The 15813-nt window shown below is 70.0% G+C and carries 13 protein-coding genes; 8 read left to right on the plus strand and 5 right to left on the minus strand.

From position 1 onward, the window contains the following. Window positions 1-72: 72 nt before the first annotated feature. Window positions 73-3051 carry a BTAD domain-containing putative transcriptional regulator gene (locus tag ACFWIW_RS13205; RefSeq protein WP_378368646.1) on the plus strand — a complete coding sequence of 993 codons (2979 nt, stop codon included), beginning with the start codon at window positions 73-75 and terminating at the stop codon, window positions 3049-3051. Here the strand turns inward: ACFWIW_RS13205 and ACFWIW_RS13210 are convergent. The 3 genes from ACFWIW_RS13210 to ACFWIW_RS13220 form a co-directional block, all read right to left on the minus strand. Further along, on the minus strand, window positions 3048-3569 hold the full coding sequence (locus ACFWIW_RS13210) for a hypothetical protein (protein WP_378368647.1): 522 nt from the start codon (window positions 3567-3569) through the stop codon (window positions 3048-3050). The two genes, ACFWIW_RS13205 and ACFWIW_RS13210, sit on opposite strands and share 4 nt — an antisense overlap. Before the next feature lie 439 nt (window positions 3570-4008). After that, a complete protein-coding gene (locus ACFWIW_RS13215; protein ID WP_378368648.1) occupies window positions 4009-5010 on the minus strand; it encodes a Gfo/Idh/MocA family oxidoreductase in 1002 nt (333 codons plus the stop codon). Between the two features lie 4 nt (window positions 5011-5014). Then, complete coding sequence (locus tag ACFWIW_RS13220; protein WP_378368649.1) at window positions 5015-6019, minus strand: LacI family DNA-binding transcriptional regulator; 1005 nt, start codon at window positions 6017-6019, stop codon at window positions 5015-5017. A 116-nt stretch (window positions 6020-6135) separates the two neighbouring features. On the opposite strand from ACFWIW_RS13220, the gene ACFWIW_RS13225 reads away from it, so the two are divergent. From ACFWIW_RS13225 to iolD, 7 genes are read left to right on the plus strand one after another with little or no spacing between them, the layout of a single operon-like run. Beyond that, window positions 6136-7035, plus strand: coding sequence for a sugar phosphate isomerase/epimerase family protein (locus ACFWIW_RS13225; RefSeq protein ID WP_378368650.1), 900 nt, complete (start codon window positions 6136-6138; stop codon window positions 7033-7035). Window positions 7036-7059: 24 nt separating this feature from the next. Beyond that, window positions 7060-8046, plus strand: a complete 987-nt coding sequence (locus ACFWIW_RS13230; RefSeq protein WP_378368651.1) for a sugar ABC transporter substrate-binding protein — start codon at window positions 7060-7062, stop codon at window positions 8044-8046. Further along, the gene (locus ACFWIW_RS13235; protein ID WP_240594299.1) at window positions 8043-9077 is read left to right on the plus strand and encodes an ABC transporter permease; all 1035 of its coding nucleotides are present in this window, start codon (window positions 8043-8045) and stop codon (window positions 9075-9077) included. The genes ACFWIW_RS13230 and ACFWIW_RS13235 overlap by 4 nt, the downstream gene beginning before the upstream one ends. After that, on the plus strand, window positions 9074-9859 hold the full coding sequence (locus ACFWIW_RS13240; RefSeq protein ID WP_378368652.1) for an ATP-binding cassette domain-containing protein: 786 nt from the start codon (window positions 9074-9076) through the stop codon (window positions 9857-9859). Before ACFWIW_RS13235 ends, ACFWIW_RS13240 begins: the two co-directional genes overlap by 4 nt. Next, the gene (gene iolC, locus ACFWIW_RS13245) at window positions 9856-10788 is read left to right on the plus strand and encodes a 5-dehydro-2-deoxygluconokinase (protein ID WP_378368653.1); all 933 of its coding nucleotides are present in this window, start codon (window positions 9856-9858) and stop codon (window positions 10786-10788) included. Before ACFWIW_RS13240 ends, iolC begins: the two co-directional genes overlap by 4 nt. Further along, window positions 10785-11675, plus strand: coding sequence for a 5-deoxy-glucuronate isomerase (gene iolB / locus ACFWIW_RS13250; RefSeq protein ID WP_378368654.1), 891 nt, complete (start codon window positions 10785-10787; stop codon window positions 11673-11675). The genes iolC and iolB overlap by 4 nt, the downstream gene beginning before the upstream one ends. Then, window positions 11672-13516, plus strand: a complete 1845-nt coding sequence (gene iolD, locus ACFWIW_RS13255; protein WP_378368655.1) for a 3D-(3,5/4)-trihydroxycyclohexane-1,2-dione acylhydrolase (decyclizing) — start codon at window positions 11672-11674, stop codon at window positions 13514-13516. Before iolB ends, iolD begins: the two co-directional genes overlap by 4 nt. A 730-nt stretch (window positions 13517-14246) precedes the next feature. On the opposite strand, the gene ACFWIW_RS13260 is transcribed toward iolD, so the two are convergent. After that, a complete protein-coding gene (locus tag ACFWIW_RS13260) occupies window positions 14247-15134 on the minus strand; it encodes an NAD(P)-dependent oxidoreductase (protein WP_378368746.1) in 888 nt (295 codons plus the stop codon). A 76-nt stretch (window positions 15135-15210) separates the two neighbouring features. Further along, on the minus strand, window positions 15211-15789 hold the full coding sequence (locus tag ACFWIW_RS13265; RefSeq protein WP_378368656.1) for a TetR/AcrR family transcriptional regulator: 579 nt from the start codon (window positions 15787-15789) through the stop codon (window positions 15211-15213). Window positions 15790-15813 lie beyond the last annotated feature (24 nt).

The following is a 15813-nucleotide window of genomic DNA, read 5'->3' on the forward strand; positions in this document are numbered from 1 at the left end:
ATCACGCCGTCCGGATGCAGGGCGCTTGCACTACGCTTGCAGGCTCTGACGAGGGTGAGCGGAGGTGGCCGGGTGGAGTTCCGCGTCCTCGGCGCCGTCGAGGCGTGGGCCGGTGGCGTTCCGGTCGATCTCGGCTCGCCCAAACAACGGCTCGTACTGGCGGTGCTGCTGCTGGAGGCGGGCAAGCCGGTCCCGCGCGACCGGATCATCGACCTGCTCTGGCCGGAAGAACCGCCCGCCAGCGCGCGGAACACCGTGCAAGCGCTGGTGTCCAGGCTGCGTGCGGTGTTCCGCGGCGCGGGCGGTCCGGAGATCGTCTCCGAGGGCACCCGGTACCTGCTCAAGGTCGACGCGCGCCAGGTCGACCTGCACCGCTTCACCGAGCTGACGGCGCAAGCCCGCGACGCCGACGACGAGACGGCCGTGGAACTCCTGGACGAGGCCCTCGGCTTGTGGCGCGGCGACGCGTTGTCCGACGTGGTGAGCGGCGAGGTCGCCCAACGGCTCCGCGGCGGCATGCACGAAGCACGCTGGACCGCGCTGGAGGATCGCGCCGAAGCGCAGCTGCGGCTCGGCCGTGGCAGGCAGGTCCTCGCGGAGCTGACCGAGCTCGTCGCCGCGCATCCCCTGCGGCAGCGATTCGTCGGGCAGCTCATGCTCGCGCTGCACCGCGAAGGCCGCACCGACGACGCGCTCGAGGCCTTCCGCGCGCTGCGGGACCGGCTCGGGTCCGAGCTGGGTCTCGATCCCTCCCCTGAGCTGCGACGGCTGGAAACCGCCATCCTCGGCGGAGATCCCGCGCTGGAACCCTCGACCAGGCCCGAGCCGGTCCGCCCGGCCCAGCTGCCGCACGACGTCCGGGGGTTCGCCGGGCGCGCGAGCGAACTGGAGCGGCTCGACGAGGCGACCCGGCACGCGGGCGAGGGCACCGACATCTGGGTCATCAGCGGGACCGCCGGGGTCGGCAAGACCGCGCTCGCGGTCCGCTGGGCCCATCACGTCCGCGAAGCGTTCCCCGACGGGCAGCTCTATCTCGACCTGCGCGGCTTCGACCCCGACCACGAACCGCTCACCCCGGCCGTCGCGCTCACCCAGCTCCTGCAGGCACTCGGCACCGCGCCCAAGGCGATCCCGCCGGATATCGACACGCGGGCCGCGTTGCTCCGTTCCCTCCTCGCCGACCGGCGGGTGCTCCTGGTGCTGGACAACGTGCGCGACAGCGGCCAGGTGCTGCCGCTGCTGCCGCCGTCGGGCACCGTCCTGGTCACCAGCCGCCAACGGCTCGGCGACCTCATCGCCCGCACCGGCGCCCGCGCGCTCCCGCTGTCCGTGCTGCCCGCCGAGGACGCGCGGCATCTGCTGGAAGCCGTGCTCGGCAGCGAGACCGTCGCCGCCGAGGAAGGCGCGGCCGCGGAGCTGGCCCGGCTGTGCGGACATCTCCCGCTCGCCCTCCGGATCGCGGCGGCCAACCTCGGCGCCAGCGGCGAACCCGAGATCGCCGAACTCGCCCGCGAGCTGGCCGGTGGCGACCCGCTCGCGGAACTGACCGTCGACGGCGCCGAGGAAAGTGCCGTGACCACGGCCTTCGGCGTCTCCTACCGCGCGCTTCCCGAAGAGCACCGAGAGCTGTTCCGCCGTCTCGCGCTCGTGCCCGGCCAGACGTTCACCGCCCCCGCCGCGCAGGCGCTGACGGGCGTCCCGCACTCGAAGGCGAACCAGCAGCTCAAAGCGCTCGCCGCGGCGCACCTGGTCGAGCGCTACACGCCGGGGCGCTACCGGTTCCACGACCTTCTCCGCAGTTTCGCGGCGGGCCGCACACTGTCGGAGGACACGAAGGCCGAACGTGAGGCGGCGGAGAGGCGGCTCTTCGAGAGCTACCTGAACACGGCCGACGCCGCGGGCCGCGCCCTCATCCCGCATTTCCTGCGCCTGCCGCGCGAAGAACCCGTGGACACACCCTTCGCCGACACCGAAGAAGCCTTGGCGTGGCTCGACGCCGAATGGCCGAACCTCGCCGCCGCCGTCGAGCACAGTGCCGAACACGGCCCGCCCGAGTTCTCGTGGCATCTCGCCGACGCGCTCCGTGCCTTTTTCCACCAGCGCGGTCATCACGCGGAATGGATCGACACGGCGTCGACAGCGCTCAAGGCCGCCCGCCGCAGCGAAGCCGGGCAGGCACAAGCCGCGATGCACCTGAGCATCGCGCTCGCCTGCGTCAACAGCGGCCGCTACGACGAAGCGCGCGAGCACCTCACCAGCGCCTTGCGCGGTGACCTCCTCGACGGCTGGGACGCCGGCCGCGCGGCCGTGCTCAACAACCTGAGCGCCGTGCACCAACGGCTCGGCGACCCGCAGGAGGCGATCCGCTGCGGCCTGGAATCCCTGCGGCTGTGCGAAGAACTGAACATGCCCGCCGTCTCGATGGCGCTGGCGAACCTCGGTTTCCCGTACTGGCAGACGGGTCAGCTCGACGAGGCGCTCGCCAACTTCACCCGCGCGCTGGCGGTTTCCGAACGGGACGGCGCGCGGTTCAGCGTCGCGGTGCTGCTGGTCGACCTCGGCAACGTGCACCGTGACCTCGGCCTTCCCGACGACGCCTACGACTTCTACACCCGCGCGCTCGCGGCCAATCGCGAACTGGGCTACACCTACGGCGAGGCGACCGCCCTGTCCGGCAGGGCCGTGCTCGAAAGCAGGCGCGACCCGAGCGAGCAGAACCGCGCGGACGCGCTCGAAGCGGTCGAACTCACCCGCAAGATCGGTGACCGGGGCACCGAGGCGTGGACGCTCGTCGGGCTCGGCGAGGTCTGCCTGCGGCTCGGCCTGCCCGACGAGGCGGCTGAGCACTACCGGCTGGCGCTGTCCATCGCGCGGACGACCAGCTTCTTCTGGTGTGAGGCCGCCGCGCGGACCGGGCTCGCGGAAACCCTGCTGCAACTGGGAAAGCTCACGGAAGCCCGGACGCACGGCGAGCTGGCGCTCGAACTCGCGGCGCGCTCCGGCTACCGGCTCGTCGAAGAACGCGCGAAGCTGATCATGGACGAGCTTTAGAGCTGCTTCCCTGGCGACTTCACACTCGCGGCGATCGCCGCCGCGACCGCCGCCAGGAGGCTGAAGACGATCATCAGCGCCATCGCGGTGCTGTCGCCGTCGTCGAAGCTGAAGAGCCACTTGACCTGGCTACTGAAGGGCGTGCCCCAGACGAGCGGCATCCCCACGAAGACGGCGATCACGTAGAACACGCAAAATCCGAACAGCGTCCACACGCCGGGAATCCGGCGAGCGAACGTGAACCCCGCCGCGACCACCAGCACGACAGCGGAGATGGTGCCGCTGGCTATGTTCTGCACCGTGATGCCCGACAAGCCACCGTTCGCCTCCACGGCGACGAAGACGTTGTAGAGCGTGAACCAGACGAGCATGGCGGCGGCGAGCAGCGCGAAGACACCGGCGATCACCGCCGCCGGGGCGTTGGCCCGCGGTTTTCGCCGTGCCGCCGGGATCGGTCCGGCGGCCATCGGCGGCTGACCGTACTGGGGAAAGCCGGGCTGCGGTGGATTCGGCTGCATCCGCTCTCCTCGCGCGTTCGGTCCCTGTCGTTCGCGACCACCGTAGCGATCGGGTGCCCTTGGGGGCGGCCCGTGGCAGGAAGCTGCCTTCGTCGCTGATCGCCGACCAGGTCCGTGAGGGCCTCCTTACCTACCCTGAAGGTAGTGAAGGAGGCCCTCACGGACGGGGCGAGGTCGCTCCGAGCCGTGTCGCGAAAGCCACTTTCGCGACGTCTGATGTCCCGAAAGTGGCTTTCGCGCCATTCTCGTTGGCGTTCGGATACCTCGACGGGCAGGTTCTGGACCCTCGTGCGTGTCCTAGTACTTGAAGGTGGCCTTCAAGTACTCCGAAGGCGAGGTACGTACCGGCCGGTGCGCAGAGGGGGGTCGCGTGACCGGACGGACGACACACGTGACCGGACGGACGACACACGTGACCGAGCGGACGACACGCGACGCCTCAGACGCGGACTTCCTCCACGCGCACGGGCCGGCGTTCGCGGCGCGAGACCTCGCACGCCTCGGCGATGTAGAACGCCTCCAGCGCGTCCGCCGCACCGCACGGGCTCGGCGCGCGACCGGCCGCGACGTCGAGGAACGTCTTCAGCTCGCTGACGTACGCGGGACGGAAGCGTTCCATGAACCCGGGATAGGCCGGGCCGGGCAGGGGCTGGACACCGGGTTCCACCGAGGTCAGCGGCGCTCGGTCGTCCAGGCCCACGACGACGTTGCCCGCCGAGCCGAGCACTTCCAGCCGGACGTCGTAGCCCGCGCCGTTGTAGCGCGTCAGCGAAACCACCGCCAGCGTCCCGTCGTCCAGCGTCAGGGTCGCGGCCGCGGTGTCGACGTCACCGGCGTCGGCGAAGAAGCGCTCGCCCTTGTTCGTCCCCACGGCGTAGACCTCGACGACCTCGCGGCCGCTCACGAACCGGACGACGTCGAAATCGTGCACCCCGCAGTCGCGGAACAGGCCGCCGGAGTGCGCGACGTACTCGGCGGGCGGCGGTGCCGGGTCGAGGGTGGTCGCGCGCAAGGTGTGCAGCCAGCCGAGTTCGCCCGAAGCCACGGCCGCCCGTGCGGCCGCGTAGCCCGCGTCGAACCGGCGCTGGAAACCGATCTGCACCGGGACGTCCGCGCCGGAGATCTTGTCGATCACCGCGAGCGTTCCCGGGATGTCGGCGGCGACCGGTTTCTCGCAGAACACCGGGATCCCCGCGTCCACGGCCTTGAGGATCAGCTCCGGATGCGCGTCCGTCGCCGCGGCGATCACCAGACCGTCCAAAGAGGACGCGAACAGCGAAGGGATGTCCGCCGCCGCTTCGACGCCGAGTTTCGCCGCGGCGGCCTGGGCGCGGGCGGCGTCGACGTCGGCGACGACCACGGACGAAACCTCGTCGAAGCCCTTCAAGGTCTCGGCGTGCGAAGTGCCGATCCGGCCGGTGCCGGCGAGTCCCAACCTCATGTGGTCACCTTTCTGGAGCTGCGGTGGTCGAACGGACCACCAGCGACGGGTGCAGCAGATGCCGGACCGGTTCGGCGCGTTCACCCCGGATCCGTTCGAGCAGTGCTTCGACGGCCAGCCTGCCCATCTCGGTACGCGGCTGGTCCACAGTGGTCAATGACAGATGGCGCAGCGCGGCGAGCGACGTGTTGTCGTAGCCGACCACGGAAACGTCTTCCGGCACGCGCAGACCCGCCTCTTCCAACGCCGAGATCGCGCCGACGGCGTTGAAGTCGTTACCCGCCACCAATGCCGTGGGCATTCCGCCTTGCGGAGGATCGCCGAGCAGCTCGTGCACGGCCTTCTCCCCCGCGGTGTCGGTGTGCTCGCTGCGCACGATGACGGGATGCAGGCGATGCCGCCGCATGGCCCGCTGATATCCCCGGCGCCGGGCCGCGGCACCGGCGGCGAGACCACCGTCCAGATGGGCGATCCGGCGATGCCCCAAGGAAACCAGATGATCGACGGCGAGGGCGGAGCCTGCCTCGCCGTCGTCGTTCACCGTGTCCACGCCGACGGCACGCGAGGTGCGCGAGACCAGGACGACGGGGCTTTGCGCGGCCGCTTCCTCGATCGCCGACGCGGGGACCACCGGCGACAGCAGGATCACCCCGGCGGGGCGGAAGGACAGCAGACTCTTCAACGCGGCACGCTCCCGCGCCGGACTTCGGCCGCCGGTGTTGAGGATCAAGTGGAACCCGGCCGCTTCGGCCGCCGCGTCGAGCCCTTCGACGACGTCGGCGAAGAACGCGTTGCGGAGATCGGAGACCATCACGCCGAGGACGGTCGACGTCCGGCTCGCCAGCGACCTGGCCATCGCGTGCGGTTCGTACCCCAGTTCGTGCGCCGCGCACAGCACGCGCGTGCGACGTTCGTCCGAGACGTTCGGCGCGTTGCGCATCACCAGCGACACGAGCGCACGGGACACCCCCGCTTTCGCGGCGACGTCCTCCATCGTCGGTCGCGCCATTTCCGCCTTCCCCCTACCCTTGCGCCCCTGCCCTTGACTTTACTGTGACGGACGCTACATGATTAGAGCGCTCTAATCAATAGAGCGCTCTAACCCGATCCCCCCGGAGGCCGCCGATGACCGTCACGACACCCCGGATCCGAATCGCCGCAGCCCCGATCTCCTGGGGTGTCTGCGAAGTCCCCGGCTGGGGCCGCGTACTCGACGCGGGGACCGTACTGGGCGAAATGGCGGAGCTGGGAGTCCGTGCCACCGAGCTCGGCCCGCCCGGATACCTGCCGCGAGACCCGGCCGAGCTGCGCGAACGACTGAACGGCCACCGGCTCGGGCTGGTCGGCGGCTTCCTCGCCGTCGTCCTGCACGAGAATCCCGAAGCCGCGCTGGCGGAGGCCGAGGAGTCCGCCGCGCTGTTCGCCGCCTGCGGTGGCGACCTGCTCGTCCTCGCCGCCGCGACCGGGCTCGACGGTTACGACGATCGTCCCCGGTTGAGCGACGCCGAATGGACGACCCTCGTGGAAACCGCCGGCGAGATCGGGGGAATCGCCGCGCGGCACGGCCTCCGCACCGTGCTGCACCCGCATGTGGGGACGCATGTGGAGACCGAGCGGGAGGTCGAGCGTTTCCTCGCCGATTCCGATCTCCCGCTGTGCCTGGACACCGGGCACCTCCTGATCGGCGGGACCGATCCGGTCGCGCTGGCGAAACGCCATCCCGGACGGATCGGGCACCTGCATCTCAAGGACGTACGCGGCGAACTCGCCGAGGAAGTCCGCGCCGGAAGGCTTCCCTACGCCGAAGCGGTGGGCAAAGGTCTGTATGTCCCCTTGGGCGACGGGGACGTCGACATCGAAACGATGGTCAGGTTCGTCCACGAGGCGGGTTACGACGGATGGTACGTGCTCGAACAGGACACCGCGCTGAGCGAGGGGAGCCCGGAGGATCTGCCGAAGCGGGACGTCGCCAGGAGCCTGGCGCATCTCGACGGAATCGTCAGCCGGCTCCCGGCTGCCAGGTAACGGAAGAAGCGAGGAGAGACGACGATGTCCCATCGCTTGAAAGCGGCTTTGGTGGTCGTGGCGGGGCTGCTGCTCCTGTCCGCGTGCACCGGGCCGAAGGCCGAGGAGAAACCCGCCGACGGCGCGGGCCCGGCGACGACCCAGCCCAGCGGGCCGCTGCGGGTCGCGGTCATCTCGCACGGCACGGCCGGTGACGCGTTCTGGAACGTGGTCAAGAACGGCGCCGAAGAGGCGGGCAGGCAGCTCGACGTCCAGGTCGAGTACAACTCCGACGGGGACCCGGGCAACCAGGCCAAGCTGATCGACAACGCGGTCGCCCAGCGGGTCGGCGGGCTGGTGGTGTCGATGGCGAATCCGGAGGCGCTCAAGACCTCGATCGAGAACGCGGTCCGCGCCGGGATCCCGGTCATCACCATCAACTCCGGTGAGGACAAGAGCGCCGCGTACGGCGCGCTCACCCACGTCGGGCAGAACGAGACCATCGCGGGCGAGGAGGCCGGGAAGAAGTTCCGGGAACTCGGCAAGAAGAAGCTGCTCTGTGTGGTCCACGAGGCGGGCAACGTCGGGCAGGCGCAACGCTGTGACGGCGCGAAGACCGGTTTCGCGGGCGACGTGCAGACCCTGCAGGTCGACATCAGCAACCCCACCGACGCCGAATCCCGGATCAGGGGCGCGGTGCAGACCGACCCGTCCCTCGACGCCGTCCTGACGCTGAATTCGCAGGTCGCCGCCCGTGCGGTGAGCGCGATCAAGGCGGTCGGCTCGAAGGCCCAGGTCGGCACGTTCGACCTGAACACCGACGTGGTCGGCGCGATCAAGGCGGGCGACGTGGTCTTCGCGGTCGATCAGCAGCAGTACGAACAGGGCTATCTCCCGGTGCAGTTCCTCAAGCTCTACCGGGACAACGCGAACGTCGTCGGCGGCGGGAAACCGGTGCTCACCGGGCCCGACCTGGTCGACAAATCCACTGTGGACACCGTTGGCCGGTACGTGCAAAGGGGCACGCGATGACAACCACCACCCTCGACGAACGGATCGCGAAACCGCGGCTCCTGGACAGGCTGGTCGTCCGGCCCGAGATCGGCGCGCTGCTCGGCGCCGTCGTCGTCTTCCTGTTCTTCACCGTCGTCACCGACCAGTTCTTCAGCGGCAGCGGCGTGGCGACCTGGCTGGACGACGCCTCGACGCTCGGCATCATGGCGGTCGCGGTGTCCCTGCTGATGATCGGCGGCGAGTTCGACCTCTCGGCAGGCGTCATGACGGCGTCCACCGCGCTCGTCACCGCGACACTGGCGACGCAGGCCGGCTGGAACGTCTGGCTCGCGCTGTTCGCGTCGCTGGTCTTCGCCCTCGCGGTCGGCGCGTTCAACGGCTGGCTGGTGATGCGCACCGGGTTGCCCAGTTTCATCGTCACCTTGGGCACCTTCCTTGCCCTGCAGGGGCTCAACCTCGGCGTCACCCGGCTGGTCACCGGCACCGTCCAGGTGTCCGGGATGCGCTCCACGGACGGCTACGAGTCCGCCGGTTTCGTCTTCGCGTCCACTGTGGACATCGGCGGGACGGCGTTCCAGATCTCGATCCTCTGGTGGATCGGGTTCGCCGTGCTGGCGGCCTGGCTGCTGGTGCGGACCCGCTTCGGCAACTGGATCTTCGCCGTCGGCGGCTCCGCGCAGAGTTCGCGCGCGGTCGGGGTGCCGGTGGTACGCACCAAGATCATGCTGTTCATGACCACCGCGCTCGCCGCGTGGCTGGTCGGCTCGATCAACATCCTGCGGTTCGCGAGTGTCCAGGCGAACCAGGGCATCGGGCTGGAGTTCCAGTACATCATCGCGGCCGTGATCGGCGGCTGCCTGCTGACCGGCGGGTTCGGTTCGGCGATCGGCGCCGCGATCGGCGCGCTGATCTTCGGTATGGCACGGCAGGGCATCGTGTTCGCGCGCTGGGACAGCGACTGGTTCATGCTGTTCCTCGGGGTGATGCTGCTGTCCGCGGTCCTGGTCAACAACGCCTTCCGGCGGCGAGCGGAAAGGGTCCGGCGATGAGTCGTCTCCTCGAAGTCAAGGACGTCGGCAAGACCTATGGCAGCGTGATCGCGTTGCGCGACGTCTCCACGGTGGTCGACGCGGGCGAGGTCACCTGCGTGCTCGGCGACAACGGCGCCGGGAAGTCCACCTTGATCAAGATCCTGGCCGGCGTCCACCAGCACGACCGGGGCGAGTTCCTGGTCGAGGGCGAGCCGGTCAAGTTCGCTTCACCGCGTGAAGCGCTCGATCGCGGTATCGCGACCGTGTATCAGGACCTCGCGGTCGTCCCGCTGATGAGCGTGTGGCGGAACTTCTTCCTCGGCTCCGAACCGACGGTCGGCTTCGGTCCGTTCCGCGCGCTGGACCGCAAGAAGGGCCGCGAGACGACCAAAAAGGCGTTGTCCGACATGGGCATCGATCTGCGCGACGTCGAGCAACCGGTCGGCACGCTCTCCGGCGGCGAGCGGCAGTGCGTCGCCATCGCGCGGGCCGTGTACTTCGGGGCGAAGGTGCTGATCCTCGACGAGCCGACGGCCGCGCTGGGCGTCAAGCAGGCGGGCGTCGTGCTCAAGTACGTCGCGCAGGCCAGGGATCGCGGGCTCGGCGTCGTGCTGATCACGCACAACCCGCATCACGCGTATCCGGTGGCCGATCGCTTCCTGCTGCTCAAACGGGGCGTCGCGCTCGGCGCGTACGAGAAGTCCGAGATCGACCTGGCCGAGCTGACCAGGCAGATGGCGGGCGGCGCGGAACTGGAAGCCCTCGAACACGAATTGCGAGCCGCGGAGTCCCCTTCATGACCGCTCTCGAAGCACTGACCGTCGGCCGGGTCGGGGTGGACCTCTACCCCGAGCAGAGCGGCGTGCCGCTGGCCGGGGTCAGCACCTTCGCCAAATCGCTCGGCGGCACCGCGACCAACGTCGCGGTCGCCGCCGCGCGGCTCGGCCGCTCGGCGTCGGTGCTGACGAAGGTCGGCCCGGACGGCTTCGGCGAGTACGTGCGGCAGGCGTTGCGGGAGTTCGGTGTCTCCCCCGAGCACGTCGGGACCTCGGCCGGATTGCAGACGCCGGTGGTGTTCTGTTCGCTGGATCCGCCCGCGGATCCGCCGCTGCTGTTCTACCGGTCCCCCATCGCCCCGGACCTGACCATCACCGAGAACGAGGTGCCCTGGGACGTCGTGGAATCCGTTCCGCTGCTGTGGGTCACCGGGACCGGTGTCTCGGTCGAACCGGCGCGCGGCACCCAGCGCAAGATGCTCGAACGGCGCGGACGCCGGTCGCATACCGTGCTGGACCTCGATTTCCGGCCGATGTTCTGGCCGGACACCGAGACGGCACGCGAGGAGATCGGCTGGATGCTCGACCACGTCACGGTCGCGGTCGGCAACCGCACCGAGGCGGAGGTCGCCGTCGGCACGGCGGATCCCGACGAGGCCGCGTCCCGGATGCTGGCCAGGGGTGTCGAACTGGCGGTGATCAAGAAAGGCGCGGAGGGGGTGCTTGTGGCCACCGCCGAGGGTCGCTGGACCGTGCCGCCGCAGCCGGTCGAGGTCGTCTGCGGGCTCGGAGCCGGGGACGGTTTCGGCGGCGCGCTGATCCACGGCCTGCTGTCCGGCTGGGATCCGGTGCGCATCGCCACCTACGCCAACGCGGCGGGCGCGCTCGTCGCGTCGCGGCTCGCCTGCGCCGACGCCATGCCCACCGCCGACGAGATCGAGGAGTTGCTGTGAGCAAGCTGCACCGTCCACTCGGGACGCTTTCGGACGAGCGGGACCCGGTCCGGCTCACCCCGGATTCGGCGGGCTGGGACTACAGCGGCCTGCGGGTCCTCTCGCTGGCCGCCGGTGAGTCCAGGGTCGTGCGCACCGGCGAGTACGAAGCGTTCGTCCTGCCCTTGGCGGGAGCGTGCACGGTCCGGGTCGACGAGCAGGTCTTCGAGCTGACGGGGCGGGACTCCGTGTTCACGCGGGTCACGGATTTCGCCTATGTGCCGCGCGACGCCGAAGTCGAGTTGTCGACAGCGGCCGGGATCGAGGTCGCGCTGCCGATGGCCCGGTGCGGGCGCCGTCTCGAACCGCGTTACGGACCGGCCGAGAACGTGCCGGTGGAGGTACGCGGGGCGGGGCAGGCGACCAGGCAGGTCACCAACTTCGGCGTACCGGGCGTCTGGGACCACGCGGACAAGCTGAACGCGTGCGAGCTGATCACCCCGGGCGGCAACTGGTCGTCGTACCCGCCGCACAAACACGACGAGGTGTCCGAATGCGAGGTGGTCAACGAGGAGATCTACTACTTCCGCATCGCCGGACGCGACGGTGTGACCCCTTCCCGCGAAGGGTTCGGCCTGCACCGGACGTACACCGCCGACGGTGAGCTGGACGAGGACGTCGCGGTCCGGGACGGGGACGTCTTCCTGATCCCGCGCGGCTATCACGGCCCTTGCGTCGCCGCGCCTGGCTATCCGATGTACTACCTGAACGTCCTGGCCGGGCCCGCCGGCGAACGGTCGATGGCGTTCTGCGACGACCCCGCGCACGGCTGGGTCCGCGAGACGTGGAACGACCAGGAACCCGACCCGCGCTGCCCGGTCACGAGCCACGAAGGGCGGGTCTCATGAAGCTGACCACGGCACAGGCCCTGGTGCGCTGGCTGCTCGCGCAGCGGTCGGAAACCCTGGACGGGCGGGAAGTCCCCTTGTTCCCCGGGGTGTTCGCCATCTTCGGGCACGGCAACGTCCTCGGTCTCGGCACCGCACTGGAAGAGCACCGCGACGAGCTTCCCCTGTGGCGCGGCCAGACCGAGCAGGGCATGGCGCTCGCGGCGGTCGGCTACGCCAAGGCGACGCATCGGCGCCAGGTCGGGGTGGTGACGTCGTCGATCGGGCCCGGCGCGCTGAACATGGTCACCGCGGCCGGGGTCGCGCACGCGAACCGGCTGCCGGTCCTGCTGCTTCCCGGTGACACCTTCACCAGCCGCGCCCCGGATCCCGTGCTGCAGCAGGTGGAGCATTTCGGTGATCCGACGGCAACGGTCAACGACGCCTTCCGCGCGGTGAGCCGGTATTTCGACCGGATCACCCGGCCGGAGCAGCTGCTTTCGACGCTGCCGCAGGTCGCCAGGGTGCTGACCGATCCGGCGGACGCGGGGCCGGTGACATTGGCGCTCCCCCAGGACGTCCAGGCCGAGACCTACGACTTCCCGGACGCGTTGTTCGCGCCGGTGACCCATCGCCCGCAACGGCCCCGGCCCGATCGCCGGGCGCTCACGGAAGCGGCGGGCGCGCTACGGGCGGCGCGGAAACCGTTGCTGGTGCTCGGCGGTGGTGTCCGGTATTCGGGCGCGGGTGAGCGTGCGCTGGCCTTCGCGGGGCGGCACGGGATCCCGGTCACCGAAACCACGGCGGGACGCACGCTCGTGCCGCACGGGCATCCCCTGCATGCCGGCCCGCTCGGGGTCACGGGCTCGACCTCGGCGAACGTGCTGGCCGCCGAGGCCGACGTCGTGCTGGCCGTCGGCACGCGTTTGCAGGACTTCACCACGGCGTCCTGGACGGTGTTCTCCCCGGACGTCCGGCTGATCACGTTGAACGCCGCCCGGTTCGACGCGGTCAAGCACGGCGCGCTGGCCGTCGTGGCCGACGCCGACGCGGGTCTCGTGGATCTGTCGGCCCAGCTCGAAAACTGGCGTGTCGATCCACAGTGGACGGAGCGAGCCGCGGCGGAACGCGGCCGCTGGGACACATATATCGACACCCTGCGCGCCGTTTCCGGCGACGTGCCCACGTACGCCCAGGTCGTCGGCGCGGTCAACGATCTCTCCGAGCCGCACGACTACGTGATGACCGCGTCCGGCGGGATGCCGGGCGAGCTCATCGGCGGCTGGCGCGGATCGGGCGAGATCAGCATGGACGTCGAGTACGGGTTCTCCTGCATGGGTTACGAGCTCGCGGGTGCCTGGGGTGCGGCGATGGCGCATACCGGGGGCCTGGTGACGACCATGCTCGGCGACGGTTCGTACCTGATGCTGAACTCGGAACTGTTCTCGGCCGCCTTCGCCGGGCATTCCTTCGTGGCCGTGGTCTGCGACAACGACGGCTACGCGGTCATCGCCCGGCTGCAGGAGGGGCAGGGCGGTAAACCGTTCAACAACCTCCTCGGCGACTGCCGGAGCACACACGCCGCTCCTCCTCGGGTCGACTTCGCGCGGCATGCGGAGTCATTGGGGTGCGCCGTGTTCCCGGCGTCCACTGTGGACGACGTGCGCGCGGCCTACGCGAAGGCACGGGAAGCCGCGGTGGCCGGAAAGCGACCGGCGGTGGTCGTCGTGCGGACCCGGCCGGACGCGTGGACCGAAGCCGGCGCCTGGTGGGAAGTCGGCGTTCCGGAGCACCTCTCGGGACGGGAGGGGATCGAGCGCGGGAAGGCTGCGCAGGTGCGGTACCTGACCGACCGCGTTTAGAGGACTATTGAGGGGTAAGGCAAACGTGTCTGCCTGGGTGGGCAGTCCGCTCGGGGCCCTCGGCGGGCCGCCTGGGCAGGCCGCCGACGTTGCGAAAGCCACTTTCCCAACCTTCAACGTTGCGAAAGTGGCTTTCGCCACACCCCCCCGTTTGCGGCCCCGCGAGTGTGGGGGTAGGGACACCGGGGGGGGTGGTGGGGGGGGGGGCGGGGGGGGGTGGCCGCCCCCCCTCTGTTCCACACCACTGTCCACCACCAAAACCTGTCTGTTTTGGGCTACCCCAACCACGCCACCTTTGCCGACCGCTCTAGTGAGGGGTAAGGCAACCGTGTCGGGTTCGTGGGCGGGGTCGCGGTGGGCTGAAGGCTCCCTTCGCCGAGTCTGATGCGACGACAGGAGCTTTCAGCCCTGGTCGGTACAGGTGGTCGCGAGTGGGGTTTCGGGTGCTGTCGCGCCGGCCGCCTTGGCCGACTTCGCGATGAGATGACCGGCCTAGAGAGCACCGGCGCGAAGTGTCCACAAGGGACAACGTGCGCCGATCACACATCCGGTTGTTGCCATGATGTCCGGTTCCCGCGGAGGTCGTGAGTGGTAAAGAGGGTTAGAACGATCATTGCCGCTCACGACCGCCGCACCGCAGGCGTCCTTTGTGGACAGTTACGAGGGGGCAGGTCAGGTCCCGCAGACGAGCCCTCGGCATGCAAAACGCCATGTTTGCCTTACGTCTCCTCTAAACGCGGTCGGTGAAGCTGGCGAAGTAGCCGGCCGCCATGTCCTCGTCGCCGTGTCCGGCCGCGGACGCGCGCGCGAAGCGGGCTCGCCCGGCCTCGACGGCGTCCATCCGGACACCGGCGCGGGCCGCGGCCGCCAGCACCAGCCGGGCGTCCTTCTCGGCGTTGTCGACCGAGAAGGCGGTGGTGTAGTCGTTCTCGAGGATCGCGGCGGATTTGGCCTGGAAGTAGCCGTTGTCCATCGGGCCGCCGGTGACCACGTCGACGAAGTGCCGCGGGTCGACACCGAGTCCTTCGGCCAGCGCCAGCGCCTCGCCGACGCCGTGGGTCAGCGCGATCACCCAGGTGTTCAGCACCAGTTTGAGCCTGCTCGCCGCGCCGGTGCGACCGTCTTCGCCGACCCACAGCGTGCGCTTGCCGATCGCGTCGAACAGCGGCTGGACGGTCTCACGCGCGCCGGCCGCGCCCGCCGCCAGCACGATCAACTGTCCCTGTTCGGCGGGTTGGCGGGTGCCCTGCACCGGCGCGTCGACGAAGACGAGCCCCTGCTCGTCGGCGTACGCGGCCAGCTCGTCGACGGCGTCGCCGACGGTGCTGAGCTGCACCCAGATCGTGCCCGCGGTGGGGGCGGCCGCGCGGATCGCCTCCAGCACCGCCGGGCCGTCCGTGAGGACCGTGATCACGACCGGCGCGCCGTCGACGGCTTCCGCGGCGCTACCGGCGACCTCGACACCGTGCTCGGCGAGCGCTTCGGCCTTCGCCGCGGTGCGGTTCCAGGCCCGGACCGTGAACCCGGCCTTGCTCAGGTTGCGCGCGACCGGGGCGCCGATGATTCCGGTGCCGAGCACCGCGACGGTCTCCGTCATGAGTTGCCTGCTCCTTGCGATAGTGGAATGCTCGTTAAAGAACTGGAACAAAAGAAATCCGCGTGCTCACTGGAGTCCTGTCACGAAACCTGGAACATCACAACGCCTGGATGGTGGTTTCGACTACCTGGGTGAGCGCCTGCCGGTCCGCGGTCTTGCCCAGCACCCGCAGGCCGTACATCGCGGCGAGGGTGAACCGCGCCAACGCCCTCGGATCCCGCTCGCCACCGATCTCGCCCTGCTCCCTGGCGGCGGCGAACTCGGCGTGGAACGCGTTCTCCACCCGCTCGAAGTTGTGGCGGACGCGGGCGGTGACCTCGTCGTCGATGCCGCCGAGTTCGAGGGCGGCGTTGACCGCCAGGCAGCCGCGATGCGCGCCGGACGAATCCAGCTCGTCGTCGACGACGTCCATCAGGACCCGTCTGATCCGCGCGCGGATGGTCCCCGGCGCGGCCAGCATCTCCTCGACCCGGGTGGCGGACGTCTCCTCGTAGCGGCGAAGCGCCTGGCTGAACAGCTGTCGCTTGCCCGAAAACGTGTTGTACAGGCTGCCCCGCCCGAGCCCGGTGCCGTCGACCAGGTCCTGGGCCGACGTGGCGGCGTATCCCTTGCGCCAGAACGTGCCGACCGCGGCGTCGAGCACCTCGGTGGGATCGAAACCCTTGGGGCGGGGCATGCCGCCAGCATCCCATGTTCTGTA

Origin of the sequence: Amycolatopsis sp. NPDC058340 (assembly GCF_042723975.1) — a bacterium.
Classification (GTDB): domain Bacteria; phylum Actinomycetota; class Actinomycetes; order Mycobacteriales; family Pseudonocardiaceae; genus Amycolatopsis.